The 16,595-nt window shown below is 46.7% G+C and carries 16 protein-coding genes; 7 read left to right on the top strand and 9 right to left on the bottom strand.

The genetic code is table 11. The features are described from left to right. The first annotated feature begins 16 nt into the window (after positions 1 to 16). Positions 17 to 394: a flagellar protein FliS gene (locus tag GX089_15695; protein ID NLP03937.1), complete on the top strand. Its 378-nt coding sequence runs from the start codon at positions 17 to 19 to the stop codon at positions 392 to 394. On the opposite strand, the gene GX089_15690 is transcribed toward GX089_15695, so the two are convergent. The 4 genes from GX089_15690 to radC form a co-directional block, all read right to left on the bottom strand. Next, complete coding sequence (locus tag GX089_15690; protein NLP03936.1) at positions 320 to 1,546, bottom strand: DUF2062 domain-containing protein; 1,227 nt, start codon at positions 1,544 to 1,546, stop codon at positions 320 to 322. The two genes, GX089_15695 and GX089_15690, sit on opposite strands and share 75 nt — an antisense overlap. After that, positions 1,543 to 2,853 carry a phenylacetate--CoA ligase gene (locus GX089_15685; GenBank protein ID NLP03935.1) on the bottom strand — a complete coding sequence of 437 codons (1,311 nt, stop codon included), beginning with the start codon at positions 2,851 to 2,853 and terminating at the stop codon, positions 1,543 to 1,545. The genes GX089_15690 and GX089_15685 overlap by 4 nt, the downstream gene beginning before the upstream one ends. Beyond that, on the bottom strand, positions 2,843 to 5,095 hold the full coding sequence (locus GX089_15680) for a TonB-dependent receptor (protein ID NLP03934.1): 2,253 nt from the start codon (positions 5,093 to 5,095) through the stop codon (positions 2,843 to 2,845). Before GX089_15680 ends, GX089_15685 begins: the two co-directional genes overlap by 11 nt. Before the next feature lie 298 nt (positions 5,096 to 5,393). Beyond that, a complete protein-coding gene (radC, locus tag GX089_15675) occupies positions 5,394 to 6,047 on the bottom strand; it encodes a DNA repair protein RadC (GenBank protein NLP03933.1) in 654 nt (217 codons plus the stop codon). On the opposite strand from radC, the gene GX089_15670 reads away from it, so the two are divergent. Next, positions 6,025 to 6,270 (top strand): hypothetical protein, encoded by a 246-nt coding sequence (locus GX089_15670; protein NLP03932.1) that lies wholly within the window; start codon positions 6,025 to 6,027, stop codon positions 6,268 to 6,270. The genes radC and GX089_15670 overlap by 23 nt on opposite strands. On the opposite strand, the gene GX089_15665 is transcribed toward GX089_15670, so the two are convergent. From GX089_15665 to GX089_15655, 3 genes are all read right to left on the bottom strand, one after another. After that, positions 6,271 to 7,590: a beta-ketoacyl-ACP synthase 3 gene (locus GX089_15665; GenBank protein ID NLP03931.1), complete on the bottom strand. Its 1,320-nt coding sequence runs from the start codon at positions 7,588 to 7,590 to the stop codon at positions 6,271 to 6,273. It abuts the gene before it with no gap. Beyond that, positions 7,583 to 9,487 carry a transketolase gene (locus GX089_15660; GenBank protein NLP03930.1) on the bottom strand — a complete coding sequence of 635 codons (1,905 nt, stop codon included), beginning with the start codon at positions 9,485 to 9,487 and terminating at the stop codon, positions 7,583 to 7,585. The genes GX089_15665 and GX089_15660 overlap by 8 nt, the downstream gene beginning before the upstream one ends. A gap of 348 nt (positions 9,488 to 9,835) precedes the next feature. After that, positions 9,836 to 10,585 carry a rhomboid family intramembrane serine protease gene (locus tag GX089_15655; GenBank protein ID NLP03929.1) on the bottom strand — a complete coding sequence of 250 codons (750 nt, stop codon included), beginning with the start codon at positions 10,583 to 10,585 and terminating at the stop codon, positions 9,836 to 9,838. Positions 10,586 to 10,802: 217 nt separating this feature from the next. On the opposite strand from GX089_15655, the gene GX089_15650 reads away from it, so the two are divergent. Continuing rightward, complete coding sequence (locus GX089_15650) at positions 10,803 to 11,984, top strand: PHP domain-containing protein (GenBank protein ID NLP03928.1); 1,182 nt, start codon at positions 10,803 to 10,805, stop codon at positions 11,982 to 11,984. Between the two features lie 3 nt (positions 11,985 to 11,987). On the opposite strand, the gene GX089_15645 is transcribed toward GX089_15650, so the two are convergent. Next, the gene (locus GX089_15645; protein ID NLP03927.1) at positions 11,988 to 13,100 is read right to left on the bottom strand and encodes a ribulose 1,5-bisphosphate carboxylase large subunit; all 1,113 of its coding nucleotides are present in this window, start codon (positions 13,098 to 13,100) and stop codon (positions 11,988 to 11,990) included. A gap of 170 nt (positions 13,101 to 13,270) precedes the next feature. Here GX089_15645 and GX089_15640 point away from each other — a divergent pair, with 170 nt between their 5' ends. Beyond that, complete coding sequence (locus GX089_15640) at positions 13,271 to 13,852, top strand: YqgE/AlgH family protein (GenBank protein NLP03926.1); 582 nt, start codon at positions 13,271 to 13,273, stop codon at positions 13,850 to 13,852. A gap of 37 nt (positions 13,853 to 13,889) precedes the next feature. Here GX089_15640 and GX089_15635 read toward each other — a convergent pair whose 3' ends face one another. Then, positions 13,890 to 14,453 carry a hypothetical protein gene (locus GX089_15635; GenBank protein ID NLP03925.1) on the bottom strand — a complete coding sequence of 188 codons (564 nt, stop codon included), beginning with the start codon at positions 14,451 to 14,453 and terminating at the stop codon, positions 13,890 to 13,892. A 271-nt stretch (positions 14,454 to 14,724) separates the two neighbouring features. Between GX089_15635 and GX089_15630 the strand changes: the two genes are divergently transcribed. From GX089_15630 to GX089_15620, 3 genes are all read left to right on the top strand, one after another. Beyond that, a complete protein-coding gene (locus GX089_15630) occupies positions 14,725 to 15,486 on the top strand; it encodes a twitching motility protein PilT (GenBank protein ID NLP03924.1) in 762 nt (253 codons plus the stop codon). Next, complete coding sequence (locus GX089_15625) at positions 15,468 to 15,887, top strand: hypothetical protein (protein NLP03923.1); 420 nt, start codon at positions 15,468 to 15,470, stop codon at positions 15,885 to 15,887. The genes GX089_15630 and GX089_15625 overlap by 19 nt, the downstream gene beginning before the upstream one ends. A 124-nt stretch (positions 15,888 to 16,011) precedes the next feature. Further along, positions 16,012 to 16,569: a GNAT family N-acetyltransferase gene (locus GX089_15620; GenBank protein NLP03922.1), complete on the top strand. Its 558-nt coding sequence runs from the start codon at positions 16,012 to 16,014 to the stop codon at positions 16,567 to 16,569. Positions 16,570 to 16,595: the final 26 nt, after the last annotated feature.

Below are 16,595 nucleotides of genomic sequence, written 5' to 3'. Positions count from 1 at the left end.
AGACCTTACTCCCGGTATGAATTCTCTTTACAATACTGCCAGGAAATACGCCAGCATGCAGATCCAGACAGCTTCCAATTCCAGAGTGATCTGCATGCTCCATGAAAAGTGCGTTAACCTCATACAGAAAGTCGTAGAAACCGATTCTCCGGCAGACAGGCTTCTTCTTGACCGTGCTCAGAATATTCTCGCGGAACTGGAAAGGGTGCTTGTAATCGACGATGATCTCTCGCAGGGTCTTTTTTACCTCTATGACTACTGCTATTGTCTTCTGGAAAAAGACAGCAAGGATGAATACAGGAATGCTGTCTCCATAATGTCACTTCTCAGGGATACTTTCAACAGCCTTTACAAAGGGACTTCTCAACAGGAACTTTCTTCTTCCGCGGATTGAGCGGAAGACAGGCAGGCTGATGAAAAACACCGCTATACCGCAGACTACTGCCAGCACAAAACTTCCGATTACAAAATGAATAAAGCCGATCAGCAATGCGCTGTCCTGCGGTAATCTGATTAGAGATAATGCAGGTGATAAGAGGTTTTGGGGAAGTATCACTTTTCCTGTCCAGATACCGGCGGCGATCCAGAATGGAAGCAGTGGTGCAGAGGATACACTTACTCCCAGCATGGCAAGTGGTTTATTGAGGCGGAGTACTATGGCCAGGGCAAGAAGTGTTATCACCTGGAAACCATGAATGGGAGTTACTCCCATGAATACTCCGAATGCAAGGGAAAACGCGGCTCTGGACGGAGTGGCATTCGAGCGTAACTCATTGACAATCAGGGAAAGAATTTTTTCTCTTATCTCCAGACCTCCGGATTCAAGGTATTTCCGGGGAAAGAAAATTCTGGAGATTGCCGCCCTGGAGTTGATTTTACTTATGCGCATAAAGTCCCGCACAGGGTGAAAATGCGACACTCTTTCTTCATGATAGAGAATGTGAACCGGGATACTCTTGACAGGTATGTGTCTCCAGGCGGTGCAGATCAGGATCTCGATTTCATATTCATAACGTTCACCTCTGCAGTTGATAGAGGAGATCTCCCTCAGAGGATAGGCCCTGAATCCTGATTGTGTGTCCCGGATATAAATACCGGTATAGAACTTGTACCAGAATGCGCCGAACCGTCGTCCGAACCGGGATTTTGCCGGTTGAGGCAGCCCGCCTTCAACTGGAGTGATGCGATCGCCGATCCAGAGAGTTCCAGGTTCTCTTTCAATTGCCTGCAGAAAAAGCGGGATGTCATCGTTTATGTGCTGTCCGTCAGCATCTACGGTTATAGCATGTGTAAATCCTTTTTCCACAGCGAACTTGAATGCTTCTTTCAAAGCAGCTCCCTTGCCGCGGTTGGAGGGAAACTCTATCAGGGATATTCCCTCTTCACTACGGAGAATCTCTGCTGTGCCATCCGTGGAACCGTCATTGACAACTATAATATCCCGTACATGCTTTTTAATGCCGGCGATAACACCGGAGACAGTGAGGACATTATTGTAGGTTGGGACTATGACGACAGTCCGTAATGACTCCAGGGTATCTTTCATTTAAGGCTCGTCGATTTGCCAAGGACCTGCTGGCGCCAGTCAAGTATGCGTATCTTCTTGCGTGATGCGCCGCGAAGTGATTGAATGGTAGCGATATTTGAAACCAGAACCGGAAAATTTACCCTTGCAACAGCTCTGAGCCGGTTGGAAATTTTCTCGACCGAAGCCGGTGTTGTAGCCACATGAATAGCCACCCTGTCCGAGAGGGAATCATCATTCTCAAGAATAATGATATAGTCTTTAATCTCCTCGATCTCATCCAGGGCATTTGTGATGGCCAGCGGATACACCGTGGTCCCTTTCAGTTTTATCATCTGTGATTTACGTCCCAGGATCGGACCGATACGTATCGAATTTCTCCCGCAGGTACAGGGTTGCGTGATAGAGAATGTGATATCTCCGGTTCTGTATCTGATCAGCGGCATCCCTTCTATCCCCAGAGGGGTAGCTACCAGCTCTCCCGGAGTACCATCAGGAACTGGTTTCCCCGATTCATCGACAATCTCTGTGTAAACCAGTTCCGGGTGAGCATGACCGCCCAGTTGTTCCGAGCATTCGCAGTAGGAAACGGACATCTCTGTGGAAGCGTAGGTGGAAAATACCTTTGCTCCCCAAATTTCCTGAATGGATCTGCCGACGGAGTTAAGCTCCATGTCCTGGGTGCGCAGAGATTCACCGATGCAGATAATTTTCTTCACCGAGCTGTTTACTGTATCGAAAGAGGTTTTGGAAAGCTCAAGCCCAAGTTTTTTGATAAAAGAAGGCACACCTATCAGAACTGTTGGTGAGAATGTCTCGATATAGTGTTTCTGCATCTCAATTGGCAGCACGCCGATACGCATGGTATTGGCTCCAAGCAGTGTCAATCCTCTGTAGTAGGCCATTCCGGCGATAAAGAGCCTGTCGAGGCTGACAAGGATCTGAGCAGTGTCGCCGGGATGAATCCCGATGCTGTGGAATGAGAGCGCTTCGTTAAAAGCGAGCCGTTCCAGATCATTTGATGTAAGTGCGAAATGAACCGGTTTTCCGGTAGAACCGCTTGTTACAACTGTCTCCACGACCGATCCGGGATCACATCCCAGAAAACGGGAATTGTGTTCAGCAAGGGAAGTTTTTCCTGTAAAGGGGACACGCTGAAAATCCTCGAAAGATTTTATGTCCTCAGGTGCAATGTCCCACAACATTTCTTTGTAGTAAGTAGATACTTCCTTAGCGTGTCTGATATGGTTACGCAATGCCCGCAGCGTTTTTGCCTGTATCTCATCTTGTGATAAAAATTCCCATGAATATTCAGGTTTAAAATCCAATGATCACCCCTCCTGCCGGAAAAAACTGAAATTGATAAATGGGTGTTTCACTTGCGTGATGGTTAGAATACATGTAGTTCCAGATATTTTTCTTGTTATAAATATTCTGAAGATCAAAATAGTAAATCATATGCAGAAATCCAAAGCCGTAGCGCCGCTCAAATCGCAGATCCAGCCTGTGGTAATCAGGGTATTGTGAAGAGTTCAGGTCATGCTGATTTAACACCCATCGCTCGTATTCTTTGTTCCAGACAGGCTGAGTTCTGGGGCGTCCTCCGAGGTATCTCCATTTTGCCGAAAGCTCGACCCGGTCTGCGATGGGGATGACAGGGGAGAGGGCGATGAGCCACCAGGAATCATGGACCTTTTTATACCATTCTTTCTCTATAAGATCGATTTTACAGCCGCCGGTAACAGTCAGGGCATTGCGGAAGTCAAAGTCACCACGGTACCACTGGTTTTCCCGGCCTGGTCTGGGGTCAAGGTATTCAGACCTGGAGAGTGAGTAGGCAGCAGTGAAGAAGAAATTGCGTGTCAATTTTTTCTGGATGAAAAACTCTATTCCATAACTTCTGCCTTTACCCACCGAGAGGAGAACGTCTGATTTATCGAGGCTGTCCGGGGTCATCAGTGCTTCTTCCACCGGAAGATCATCATATTGCTTATAGTATGTCTCAACCACCGTTTTGGCGGAAATCTTCTTAAGTAGATACTCTGCACCCAGGATACCTGTGGTGGCTTTCCGTGGCTTGAGATTTTTGTTCTGTTTCGTTGCCACAAGATCGGCGTAGTCCGGGTCCTGATATTGTATCCCGAAAGAACCGGTCAGATCTATTCCTGAGGGGAAAGAATATACAAGTCCCAATCTGGGAGAGATATAGCGGTTTTGATTGTATGTAAACCCATCGACGCGTATACCGGGAATGAATCTCAGCTGATCGAGAGGATAGAAAATCCCGGAGATAAATCCACCGTACTTGTAAGCGATCTGGCCGGATTTCGCTGCTCTGTGGTATACAGAGTCGTTGATAGTGTCGGGACGCTCCCAGATATCGATATCAAAATCGCATCGTCTGGCCAGAATTCCGGCCTGAATCCGGGTGTTTCTGGGCAGATCGAGTGAACCCTGTACCTTGATGGTCTGTTCCTGTTCCATCGATGTATTGGTAAAGAATGTATCACGGGTGTCATCGGGGTTAATTGAGTATTCAAGCCTTTCAAAACTGTTTCCGGTTCCTGAGAGTGTTACCAGTGTCGAGAATCTTTCCCCCCAGTTTCCCTCCCAGCTTACACCTGCTGCATAAACCTTTCCTCCGGCCTCGATCTCATCCCCGTCGGTACCTATCTGCCCGCTGGCATCCGCGATCTCTATTGCGTTGTCACCATATATGAAGTTGGCGTAAAGTTTCTGGCTGCCGATATTCTGTGCGACTTTCCCCTGTAAACCCCAGTATTCAGGAATCGCTGTAGCATCGGCAAATTTTGAGAAGAGGTCGAGGTAGCTTTTTGTGGCAGAAGCCATGAAATTGGCACCTCTCCAGAGAGGACCTTCTGCATGAAATCCCACTCCTGCCATCCCCAGGTCCACTCCTCCAAGCACAATTTTATCGTTCCCTTCCCGTAGCTTGACATCCAATACCGATGACGCTTTCCCTCCGTACTGGGCCGGGGGTGCTCCGGCGTTAAAGGTGAGGCCTTTTACAAGAAGAGGATTGATAAGGGAGATGACACCGCCTCCGGAACCCTGGTCTGCAAAATGATTTGGATTGGGAATTTCAATATTATCCATTATAAGAAGGTTTTCTCCCGGATTTCCCCCTCTGACAATGATCTCGTTGGTATTATCTGCAGCCGATGAGACGCTGGGGAGGTCCTGAACAGCTCTCTGAACGTCAACCAGTGCTCCGGGAGAGCGCAGGATTTCATCAAAGTTCATCATCTTTGTGGATGATGACATGTCAGGAGCGCGGCGAAATGCATGCCCGGTCACAACCATCTTCTCCAGATTGGCAATAACCGGATTCATCTCTGCGTCAATCCTCTTCTCTCCATCACCTGGCACAAAGATATCGGTTATTGACAAAGGCTCAGATTTTTCATGAAAAAAGAGGAGGTTGAAGGAGCCTGAGGGAACCGATTCAAACCTGAAGAAACCGGTGGAATCTGTGAGCGTAGAAATATCACTGCCCTCTATTTCAACCATCACTCCGGAGAGAGGCTTTCCGGTCTGGGCATTTTTCACATTCCCAACAATTTTTCCAGCGAATGACTGGGAGATCAGTAGCAAGATGTAAAGTAAAGCTATTGAGAAACTGTGAAAACGGAAACACGGATGCATGAGAAGAAAATACACTATTGAACAGTGTTTTGTAATATCTATCTTAAACCGGCATCGGTATCGGCATCGGTATCGGAATCGGTATCGGAATCGGTATCGGAATCGAAAACCTGCAAAGAAAAGATTATATCGGGGTCTGTTTCCGGCTCACTCTGGCAGCGCGCTTATTGAGTACCTGAAAATGCTTGTATTTGTTAATATTTCAATGAGGCCAGCGGGGCAGGTCTCTGAGGCTGACTACCTTATTGCTGGAGATAATTATATGGTCAAGAAGCGGTAATTCCAGCAGTTTGCCAATTTGAAAAATCCTTTCGGTCAGAAGCCAGTCGGCTTCGGAGGGATTGAGTCCGCCGCCAGGATGGTTGTGGGCAAGAAGCACAGATGCGGCTCCGCAGCCAAGTGCCTTCTCCACTATGGCCCGGGGGTAAACAGCACACTGATTAACAATACCCTCAGAAACGATTTCTGTTTTGATGATGTGGTTGGCATTATCAAGAAAAAGAGAAGCAACATACTCATCTCTGCGCTGCCCGAAATAAAACCTCAGATACTCCTCAACATCTCTCCTGTGAGAAATGATCTCCTGCTTTTCGTATCTCTCCCTGAGACAGATTCCCATGATGTCCTTAAGGAGAGGGAAGAGGAATGCGGTTCGGCGGGTGATTCCTTTTACCTCGATGAGCTCCTCAGGTGATGCGTTTATCACTCCACCGATACTTCTGAATCTTGAGATAAGGGCTTTGGCCAGAGTCTTTGTATCCTGCCTGGGAATAGCATAGGTTAACAGCAGTTCCAGTATTTCATGGGGGTGAAAAGCGGTGATACCGGAGGATATGAAGCGCTCCAGCAGCCGCATCCTGTGTCCGGCAGCACTCGAAGGTGCCTGCAGAGAGGGTAAATCTTCCCCGGTTGAGGTTTCCATGTTTTCTTCTCTCTTTAATGTTGGTCCTGAGAGAGTACTTTTTACACACGAGAAAACTGGTTCAGGAAAGAAAAGAATAAAAACCGTTTATCCGGTCGTGTTCAGCATGGAGCCGATCCGGATAAACAGTGACAGCGGAAAAAACTATGTAAACTGATCACCACTCGACTGACAAACCGCCGGCGGTGATTCCCGCGCCGACTGTGCAGAAGATGATTTTGTCGTTTTTCTGCAGTCCGCGCTCTATTTCAGAAAGGGCAATCGGGATACTTGCACTTGATGTATTTCCGACTCTGTCGATATTCAGATAGAATCTGTCGAATGGGACGCCGCTTCTCTGTGCCGCAGCTTTAAGGATTCTGCTGTTGGCCTGATGCGGTACGATCCATCGTATGTCCGAAGGCTGCCATCCACTCTTTATGATCAGTTCCCTGACCAGTGATGAGAAGCTTTCGGTTGCAAACCTGAACAGCGCCTTTCCGTCAAGGCGGATCCAGGGGTCGGAATCTGTGGTATTTGCAGGTACCTCGTAGCCTTTGTATTCTCTTCTGGCCATGTGCAGTCCGCCGGCATCGGCGGTGAGAATTTCACACTTAATTGTGTGTCCGGGCTGGTTGCCTGAAATTACCGTTGCTCCGGCTCCATCACCGAAGAGAAAGTAGGTGTTTCTGTCTTTTTTATCGAGAAGTCTTGATTGCATGTCAACTGCTGTAACGAGGACGTTCTGTGCCATTCCGGATAATATCAGTCCTTTAGCTACAGAAATCCCGTAGAGCCATCCTGAGCATGCAGCGTTTATGTCGAATGACGGCACGCCTCTTATTCCCAGTTTTCCCTGCAGTATGCAGGCTGTCGATGGCATCATTACATCAGGAGTGGTAGTTGACACTACGATAGCATCTATCTCCTGAGGAGTGAGATTTGAATTCCGGATTGCCTGCAGTGATGCTGCATAGGCCATATCAGAGGGCTTTTCATCCTTCTTTGCCCAGCGGCGCTCCCTTATGCCGGTTACTCCAAAGATATAATCCTCAGTGATGTCCGGATGATCGACCAGGATTTCACTGTTGGCTACAATCCTTTCAGGAAGATAGGTTCCTATACCCAGCATGGAGATTGTGCGTATCTGCGGTTCATGCAGCTTCTCGACAGCCGTGATTTCCATCTGGGGAAATTCCGGAGCCTTGTTTCCTGCGGTGGGAATGGTTTTTTTCAGTGATGTGTCGCTGGTTTCTATTTCAATGACGGGAGAATCAAAGGATGTTGAGTTACCTTCCTGGCAGAGGATGGAGATGACTTTGCCATCACAAGGAGCTTCGAATTCGAATGTGGACTTTGCGCTCTCCACCTCGGCAAATATCTGGCCCTTGTTAAAATTCTCTCCCGGTTTTACATGCCACCTTGTGACAGTGGCTTCCGTTTCCGCTGCTGCCTGAGATGGCAGGTACAGCACCGTTTTAAATGGCACTCTATTCACACCTCTCTCCAATCATCGATTCTATACTTTCACGAATCTTTTCTTGACTAGGAATATAAATGCTTTCCAGTTCTTTTGCAAAAGGGACCGGCATGTCAGGTGCGCTCAACAGAGCCGGTGCGCATTTCAGATTTGAAAAACATTCTCTGCAGATAATAGATATTATCCTGTCCCCCAGGCCTGCCGTGGAACCGCTCTCCTGTACAACCAGTAGTTTACCGGTATTGTTTACCGATTCGATTATGGGATCAAGAACCGAAGGTTTTAATATAAATGGATTCCATACCTCAGCGGAATAATTATGATTTTTCACGACAGAAGCAGCAGATTCAGCCATCGCTCCCAGGGCAACTACTGTTAACTGCGATCCTTCAGTGTACTTTCTGGGACGGGCGATTTTTCCAAGATCACCATCGAAAGAGATCTCTTCCTGCCGCCCCCAGTAAAGAAGTTTGTGTTCCAGAACGATACATGGATTTGGATCATAGAATCCCGCCAGAAGAGCTTCGAAGGTTTCCTGAGGTGTTACAGGGTAAAATATCTTTAACCCGGGAAATCTGGTCCAGAGCCCGTCAAATTCTCCGGAATGGAATGCTCCCAGGGTGATTCCACCTCCACAGGGCAAGCGGAAGAGAATCGGTGCAGGAACTCCCGCTCTGAAAAACCAGGTGCCTGCATTGAACCCCAGTTGAGTGACCGCTTCTGTGGAGAAATCGGCAAATTGAAACTCCATCACAGGCAGAGATCCGGTCTGGGAGGCGCCGAGGCAAAAACCGGCAGTTGCAGACTCGCAGATAGGTGTGTTTATTATCCTTTCAGGTCCGAATTTGTCAATCAGACCTTTACAGGTTTTAAAAGCAGAACCGTATTTACCGATATCCTGTCCACAGATAAAGGCGTTTTTGTTTTCGGAAAGCAGGTATTCAAGAGCTGCATTTACCGCGTTCAGGTTGCGCGCATTCGGCATCCTGAAAGGTTTTACTTTTGATACGGTTTCCGGAGCGTAAACATCAAAGTTCTGTGTAGATACACTGGGACGCGGAGTAGCCAGTGCATCTTCGATTACACTCTCCAATTCCTTCTCGATACTCTCTTCGAGCGATAGGACATCTTTTTCTGTATACCCGCACTGAAGCAGAGATAAACGAGCCTTTTTTAGAGGGTCCCTCTTTAACCACTCCTGACGCTCCTCATCGGTGACATATTCCGCATTATCGTAAACCGCATGACCCTCCAGACGCAGTGTCATGCATTCAAGAATTCTTGGAAGAGAATCCTCTTTCATTCCCTCCAGGAAGTCAAAAACCGCATTGTAAACTTCCCAGGCATCTGTTCCGTCAATTGTCTTTCCCTCTATGCCGTAAGCTTTCGCCCTGTCAGAGAGCTGAGTGCAGTTGTACTGGAGGCATGTCGGAGTGGAAAATGCGTAATGATTGTTTTCGATGACAAAGAGAATGGGAACTCTCTGTACAGATGCCAGGTTCAGGGATTCATGAAATTCTCCGGTGCTGCTGCCCCCATCACCAATAGTGGTTAAGCCGAATACATCCTCTCCGTTTCTTCTTGCTGCCCATACTCCTCCAACCGCAGGGGCAAGCATGCTGCCAAGATGACTTATCATGGGAAACCGTCTGTTTGCGGCATCACCATGATGAACATTTCCCTCTCTGCCGTGAGTGGGACTCTTTTCATTGGCCATGTATTGACACATCAGGGAAAAAGGAGAAGCCCCGGATACAAGGTGGGCTCCAAGATCCCGGTGTAATATTGATATGATATCTTTACCCGGACGGAAAGGCATTGCAGCCCCGACAGCTGTGGCTTCATTTCCATTGCAGAGAATAACGGTTCCCTTTACATGTCCTTTCCTGAAGAGCTCTTTGAATCTGCAGTCCATTGTCCTGGAAAGGTACATATAATAATAGGCAACCGGATAAAAGTCATCCTTTGGCATCTTTGATGGATAGCGGTTCAGAGAACTTATAATCGCCTGAATGTCACGCGGTCTGGAAGTTGCAGTGGAGATAAGTGCCTCCTTCTGGAATTAGTTTTAGCAAAGGACTAAAATAAGTGTTTTAAAGGGAAACGCCAACGAATAAATCGGAGACAGGGTATTGATCAGGCAGGCAGAGTAGAGGTGTATGATGAATTTGACGGTTTTATTTGTGGCGGTAAATAATTGTGTAAAGGAGACATAGAGGCAAAGAGGCAGGTACAGAAAAGCGGAAGTAACTTCCTGAGGAAATTATCTGCCCCAGCGCCGGAAAACCACCTTTCTGTGTGCTTCTACTCTCTTTTTGTCTTTGAAAAATGGAATAAGAATTACTCCTGCCAAAAAACCGCCCACATGTGCCCAGAACGCCACTCCTCCCTCGGCTCCCCCAAGTGTCGGAATAGCGCTAAGAAGCTGGATTAGAAACCAGTATGCCAGCATAAAGTAAGCCGGTACTATTACCCGGTCGATAAAAATACCGAAAATTACCAGCATGTGCACAGGACTTCTTGGATAAAGAACCGCGTATGCTCCCATTACCCCGCCGATAGCTCCTGATGCGCCCACCATGGGTATTGTGCTAGAGGGATTTGTCCAGATCTGAGTGGCTGCTGCAGCCAGTCCGCAAAGAAGATAAAAGAACAGGAATTTTATGCGTCCCATGGAATCTTCGACATTGTCCCCGAAAATCGCAAGAAACCAGAGATTGCCAATAATATGAAACCAGCCACCATGAGCAAACATGTGGCTGACAAGTGTGTACCAGTCAGCTTTACCATCAAGAATACATACCAGATTACGACCAAGGGGAACCCTGTGTCCTTCACTTACCTTGCCAAGAAGTTCTCCCGGAATAAGACCCAGTTTACAGACTGAGTTGATCAGGGATGGTTCGGAACCCATCCCCTGAATGAATACCCAGACAAGAATATTTACAAGGATTATCAGATAAGTTACTAATGAGGCTCTCAGTGTCGGGTTTTCATCGCGAAGAGGAAACATTTCCTGTCCCGGGAAACAGTTGAGTTCTGCTGTGAAATGTTAAAATACTATTCGAGTGCCAGGGATCCCTATAATCTGACTCTGCCAACAAGTATTTCCCATGATAAGGGGCAGATTATATCTTTTCTTTTTAGTCTTTCAGTTCTTTTATAGAAAAAAGAATCCTTTTCCTGGTTAATGCCAGGTAATCCCTTAATCAAGTAAATCAGGGTCCAGCGTGCTGAGTGTCAATACACACATCAACTCCCCTTACTCCTTCAGTTCATTTGACTCAATTGAGCAGGTTGTAAAATCTGCCAGAGAGGAGATGATTTCGGTTCTGGGAATAAGTGACACCGGAACCATGGATGGGTTCGATGAGTTTGAAGCGGCTTGTCAGGGACAGGGCATCTTTCCCCTCTTCAATGTGGAATTTGAGACACTCTCCATCGATGACCAGATGAGGGGGTATCGCTGGAATGATCTCTATTATCCCGGAAAAATCTATCTCTGCGGCAAAGGCCTTAACAGGAATCCCTCTCTTTCCACTGATACCAGAAACCTGATGAGTTCCATCTGGAAAGGAACCCAGGACAGGATCTGGAAGGTGCTCTCGCTTCTTAATGAATACCTTAGAGTTCAGGGTCTGGATATTGACCTGACCTATAATGAAATTCGCAGGCTGTATGCCAGAAACTCTGTGCGGGGCCGTCACATTGCCAGAGCTCTTTACATGACTCTGATCCGGAAATGGAGTGATCCCCTGAAACTCCATATTGCTTTCAAGAGGCTCTTTAACGATACCTCTTTTTCAGCCGATACCTCCGACGCGGTAGCGATGCAGAATGAGATACACAAAAGGCTCCTTGTAAACGGAAAAGTTGCCTTTGTAGAGAAAAAGCATGAAGGGTTACTTTGTGTGCAGGAGGCTAAAAGGATAATTCTTGAAGCCGGGGGTATCCCTTGCTACCTGATGCAGGCTGATGAGAAGGCGGGGCTTACAGAGTGTGAAAAATCGGTTTCAGGTCTGGCCAGAAGACTCACAGAAATGGGAATTTACGCCATAGAATTCATCCCGCATCGGATGTCAATTGACCTGATGAAAGAGTATGCCCTTTATTTTCATCAGAAAGGTTTCTGTGTTACATTCGGTACAGGATGCAACACTTTTGAGTACGGATCCTTTGTGCCTGTGTGCAGGGGTAATCAGGCTTTCGATGATGAACTGAAAAAACTCTCATATCAGGGTGCCTGCATTGTGGCGTCAAACCAGGAGATGCACAGACGGGGGTTGAACGGATTCGTTGATGAATATGGAGAGAGGGTAGTGAAAGGTGGTGATCTGAAGAGATTTATTGATACCGGTGATGAACTGATCAGAAGTTCGATCCCTAGAGAACACATGGCTTCTGAGATGTAAAAATTACCGGATATTTCTGATTCTCTCCATAAAATCGGATGTGCTCTTCTCTATCCCTCTGTTATCCTGCATCAGCGCGCCTCCAATCAGAAGAACTGTTTCTTTCCCGTATACACTGATCATCTCCGGGAGTCTGCTTAGATTCATTCCGCCCGCAGGGCAGGGAAATGCTCCTCTCCATCCGGACTCCTCCCTTAATGCTTCTGCAATACCCGTACAATCATCTTTACTAAGAGGGAATCTCCCTCCCCAGTTGGGAAAAACAGAGATATCTGCACCGATTAGGCGGAAAACTTTTCCCAGAAGTACAGATGGAGCGATACCGCTGAGTCTGTTGGCAAAGAAGGAGCCGGTGAAGGCGGGGTGGGCCATGATTGTTATCCGGTACTTTTCGGAGAGGTAACGGACTGTGTCCGGACCGGAAAGCATGGGCGCTATGAGGATCCCTTTGATACCTCTGGACACAGCAAACTGTACCTGCCTTTCTACTGTGTCAAAGGTTCCGCTCACACACGGAAAGTAGAGCGTGTTTCCGCCGGTGGAACTGTTTACTCTCTCCACAGCATCAGCGCAGTGCGTAACCCGTTCCTCAAAGCAATGAAACTCCTGGTCTGTAATCCCGTGGTCATCCTTGATCAGATCGATTCCTCCCGCAGTAAAGCTCTCCGCCATCGATACCAGTCCGTCAATTGACAAACCCATCGGCTTCAGAGCTGTACAGGCAAGAGGACGGTTGTAAATGCCGGTAAGTTTCCGCAGTCCTTTGATACCCAGTGCCGGCCCCCTGAAACGGGAGTAGAAAGAGGGGGAAAATGTAATATCCACAACCTTAATACCGGTTTTAAGTGAGATGTTTCCGTAAAGAACATTGAGGAATTGAGTTACCTGAAATGAAGTAATGTCACTGCGGAAACTTATGCCGGCATGGTAACACTTTTCTCCAGCTTCCAGGGATTCAATTCTCCCGATCAGGCCCTCTTCGAAATGTTTTTGAGGAATACAAACAAAGGGAATTTCCACCGTTTGTTCAACTGTGATATCGCTTGCGATCTGCTCAGCGGTATTTATATCCGGGGCATCAATGCTGTAGTGAACTGTAAAGCGCTCTGTTTTCATAACGTTTGCAGAAGAAATGTAAGCGGTATAAAATCCAGGTTAAAAAGGGAAAAGATAGTTGAAAGCTTTTGTCCGGGCAATAAAATCGTCCGTAGTTACATGAAAGAAATGGCTGCAGGTTTGAATTACAGGGTAGTGAAAAAGGTGTTTCCCGATAGTATTTTTAATGTATGAATCAGTTTTTTCCGGGCCAGACCGGAGATTTAGCAGCAGAAGAGAGGGTCAGCAGGCTTTCCCAGGGTGCTGTGCTTCTTGCCAGGGATATTCTTCAGGACCCCAATTTTGAATCCAGCACAGTGCTTATTTGCCTTCACAGCAAAGAGGGTGCATACGGGCTTGTCCTCAACCGTCCATCCTACATGCCTCTTTCTGAGATCTTTGATGGTTTCAAGGGGCTGGATCTTAAGAGGGAGATTTTTATCGGGGGCCCGGTCCAGCAGGAGCAGCTTCAGGTAGTGCAGGTTACAGATGAGCCGATGGAGGGGGCTTTTGCGATAAAGCCTCGGGTTTACATGGGCGGGAATTGGGAGAGTATTATTCAGATGATCGAGACTGATCCCTCATCGACACATCTGTTTCTCGGCTACTCGGGGTGGGGACCGGGGCAGCTTGAAGAGGAGATCAGGGCAGGGGCCTGGGATGTCTACCAAGTAGATCTGGGGAGGTTGCTTTTAGATTCCCAAAAACTTCTTTTTTCCGATTCCGGTAAACTGGCGTCCTATCTTGAGGAGCTTAAAGAGCAGCCTGGATAATAAAGTCTTTTTCTCTGTTTAATAATCAGAAAATCCTTTAATCACGTAAATCATGGTTGATACTTGCCATTATCTCCTTGAGTTCCTCTTCTTTTTTCTGCTGCTGTGCCCTGAGATTTGAGAACGCGCGTTCGATTTTTTCCTTGTCGTAAAATGGAAGCATGGGCTGGATCTTGCTTTTGTAAATCTCGATCATCTTATCACGAAAAGCCTCATCCTGGTAAAGTTTCAGCCTTATACGCAGTTCCCCGGAGAGACGGTTCTCAAGACCGCACTCTCTTGCCAGCAGGGTATCGAGATTGGAGATTTTATCGGCTATTGTCAGTATCAGTTCCAGTGCCTCCTGCCCCTTCTCATCCAGGCTCATCACAGCCGGCAGCCTGATAGTTTTCTTGCAGCATCCAAGCATGATCTCCAGCGCCTCAGAATCCTCGGCAGCAGGGTTTAAAAAGTACTCGATCCCTTTTCCACTCTCTGAGGCCTTGGCGTGCATGTAGGTCAACAGGCGGGCATCATTTTCATTCAGATCTATATCAGCACAGATCGCGTGGATCTTCAATGCATCTTCAAAGTAGTTATGAAAGCTATCCTGGTTTTCCATCAATTCCTCCCATTTTTCCGGGAAACAGAATACCGGAAGGCAGAATTCTCTCTTTTGGGGAGGAATCTCTGAAATCCGGCCTATTTTTTGCCTCTCTTTGAATTCTTCTGCAAATAATGCGCCGCTTGTATCCGTTCTGTTGTGAAGAATCCCCGCCCCCTTTATTAAGGGGGATTAAGGGGGGGAAAGGGTGGACAGAGAGTGTTCCCTCATAAGTCGCCTCGCTTTATTCGTTTTGTCGGTTTACCGCCGTTTGTATTTTGGGGTCTGGATGGTGAAAAAAATGAGAAGCAGCGCCAGACTCTGCCTTCATGGCGAACTTACTGATTTTCTGCCCCGGAAACGGAAAGATCCCTGTCGTATACTGTTCTTTGATGAAGGTGCTTCAATAAAGGACGTAATAGAATCCTCAGGGATTCCTCACCCGGAAATAGATGTTCTGCTGGTGGATGGGGTGTCGGTGGACTTTTCAAAAAAACTGCGCGATGGGGAGAGTATCGAGGCATTTCCTTTCTCCTGCTTTCCTAATGTTACCCCTTTAATTCATCTTCAGCCCCCGATTCCGCAAAACCCCGCGTTTATCCTAGATGTACACCTTGGCAAACTGACGCATTATTTACGGATGATGGGCTTTGATTCCCTGTACAGAAACGATTTTGCCGACAGGGAGATAGTTACTCTTGCGCATGAACAGAATAGAATTATCCTCACCAGAGATAGAGGCTTGCTGAAATACCGTCTTGTATCTCATGGTTACTATGTCAGATCCTTTGAGCCGCAGGAGCAGTTAAGGGAGGTGGCAGGGAGATTCGGTCTTTGTAAAAGGAAACATCCGTTTACAATCTGCATGGAATGCAACGGGAAACTGGAACCGGTACAGAAACAGGAGATAGAAAGCTTACTGGAGGAAAAAACAGTAAAGTATTTTAACAAATTTGCCAGATGTGCAAGTTGCGGCAGGATTTACTGGGAAGGAAGTCATCACGAGAAAATGATAAAGAGGATTCAAAAGATATGCATGGAAAACAGGTAAATACCATCAAAAGAAGGACAAAGTCAAAAATTGTCAAGGATTGCGGGGGATGTGATGCATTCTGCTGCCGTCATGTGGCCCTGACAATCGATAAACCGGTCTGCAAGAGGGATTACGATCAGCTCCGCTGGTATTTGCTCCACAAAAATATCTGGATCTCTATCGACCTTGACGGAGACTGGCTGCTTGAGTTCCGCACCGATTGTATCAATATCAAAGGGAACCGCTGCTCAGACTACCCTAACCGCCCCAGAATCTGCAGGGAATACCCGGCAGAAGACGAGATCTGTGAACGGAAAACAGAGATGAAGCCCTACCGGAAATTGTTTACGAATGTGAAGGAACTGGAGGATTACCTCGATGAGAGGAAGGTTAACTGGCGGTGGAAAGGGGACCACTGATTAAGCTGATTAGACTGATTAAGATGATTAGAGAAGAATTGATGAATTTACTATAGTAAAAAGAGATACTAAATTCATTACATAAGTATTCCAGTTCATCAGATATAAGATTAAGAAATTCATTATGGATATGTTAGAATTACAGTTACCGGCTTTAGAGCATAAAGCGGCAGCCAATGATTTCAAGGATGAATTTTTAAAAAATGGTGAGACTGTCATTAACGGAAGCGCACTGTTTGATCAGATGGAATACGGGCAATGGCTGGAGATTAACACAAAAAACCGGCAATCAAGTACTGCTGATTCCAATTGGGTGCCTGCAACCACTTTTTTTGCTGTCAGAAAACATGATCAGAAAATTGTGGGGATGATCGATATCCGTCACAATCTGAATAATGAGTTTTTAGCTCAGTATGGCGGCCATATCGGCTTTTCGGTTCGTCCATGTGAAAGGAAAAAGGGTTACGGAACAGAAATATTAAGAATGGGATTATTATACGCAAAATCTCTGGGCATCAAAAAGGTGATGCTGGGGTGTTTTTCAGATAACCTGCCCTCTGCCAGAACTATAGAAAAATGCGGAGGCATTCTCACAGAAACAAAAAAATACTTGGATAACCAGGTTTATCATATTGACGACATGATGGAAAAATTTATCAATATCTACTGGATTGATCTGTAATTTCCATAATTAACAGAGTGTTTTTT

It is taken from the genome of Fibrobacter sp., from assembly GCA_012523595.1.
In the GTDB taxonomy this organism is placed as follows: domain Bacteria; phylum Fibrobacterota; class Chitinivibrionia; order Chitinivibrionales; family Chitinispirillaceae; genus JAAYIG01.
This window is presented reverse-complemented; position numbering and strand designations above follow the sequence as displayed.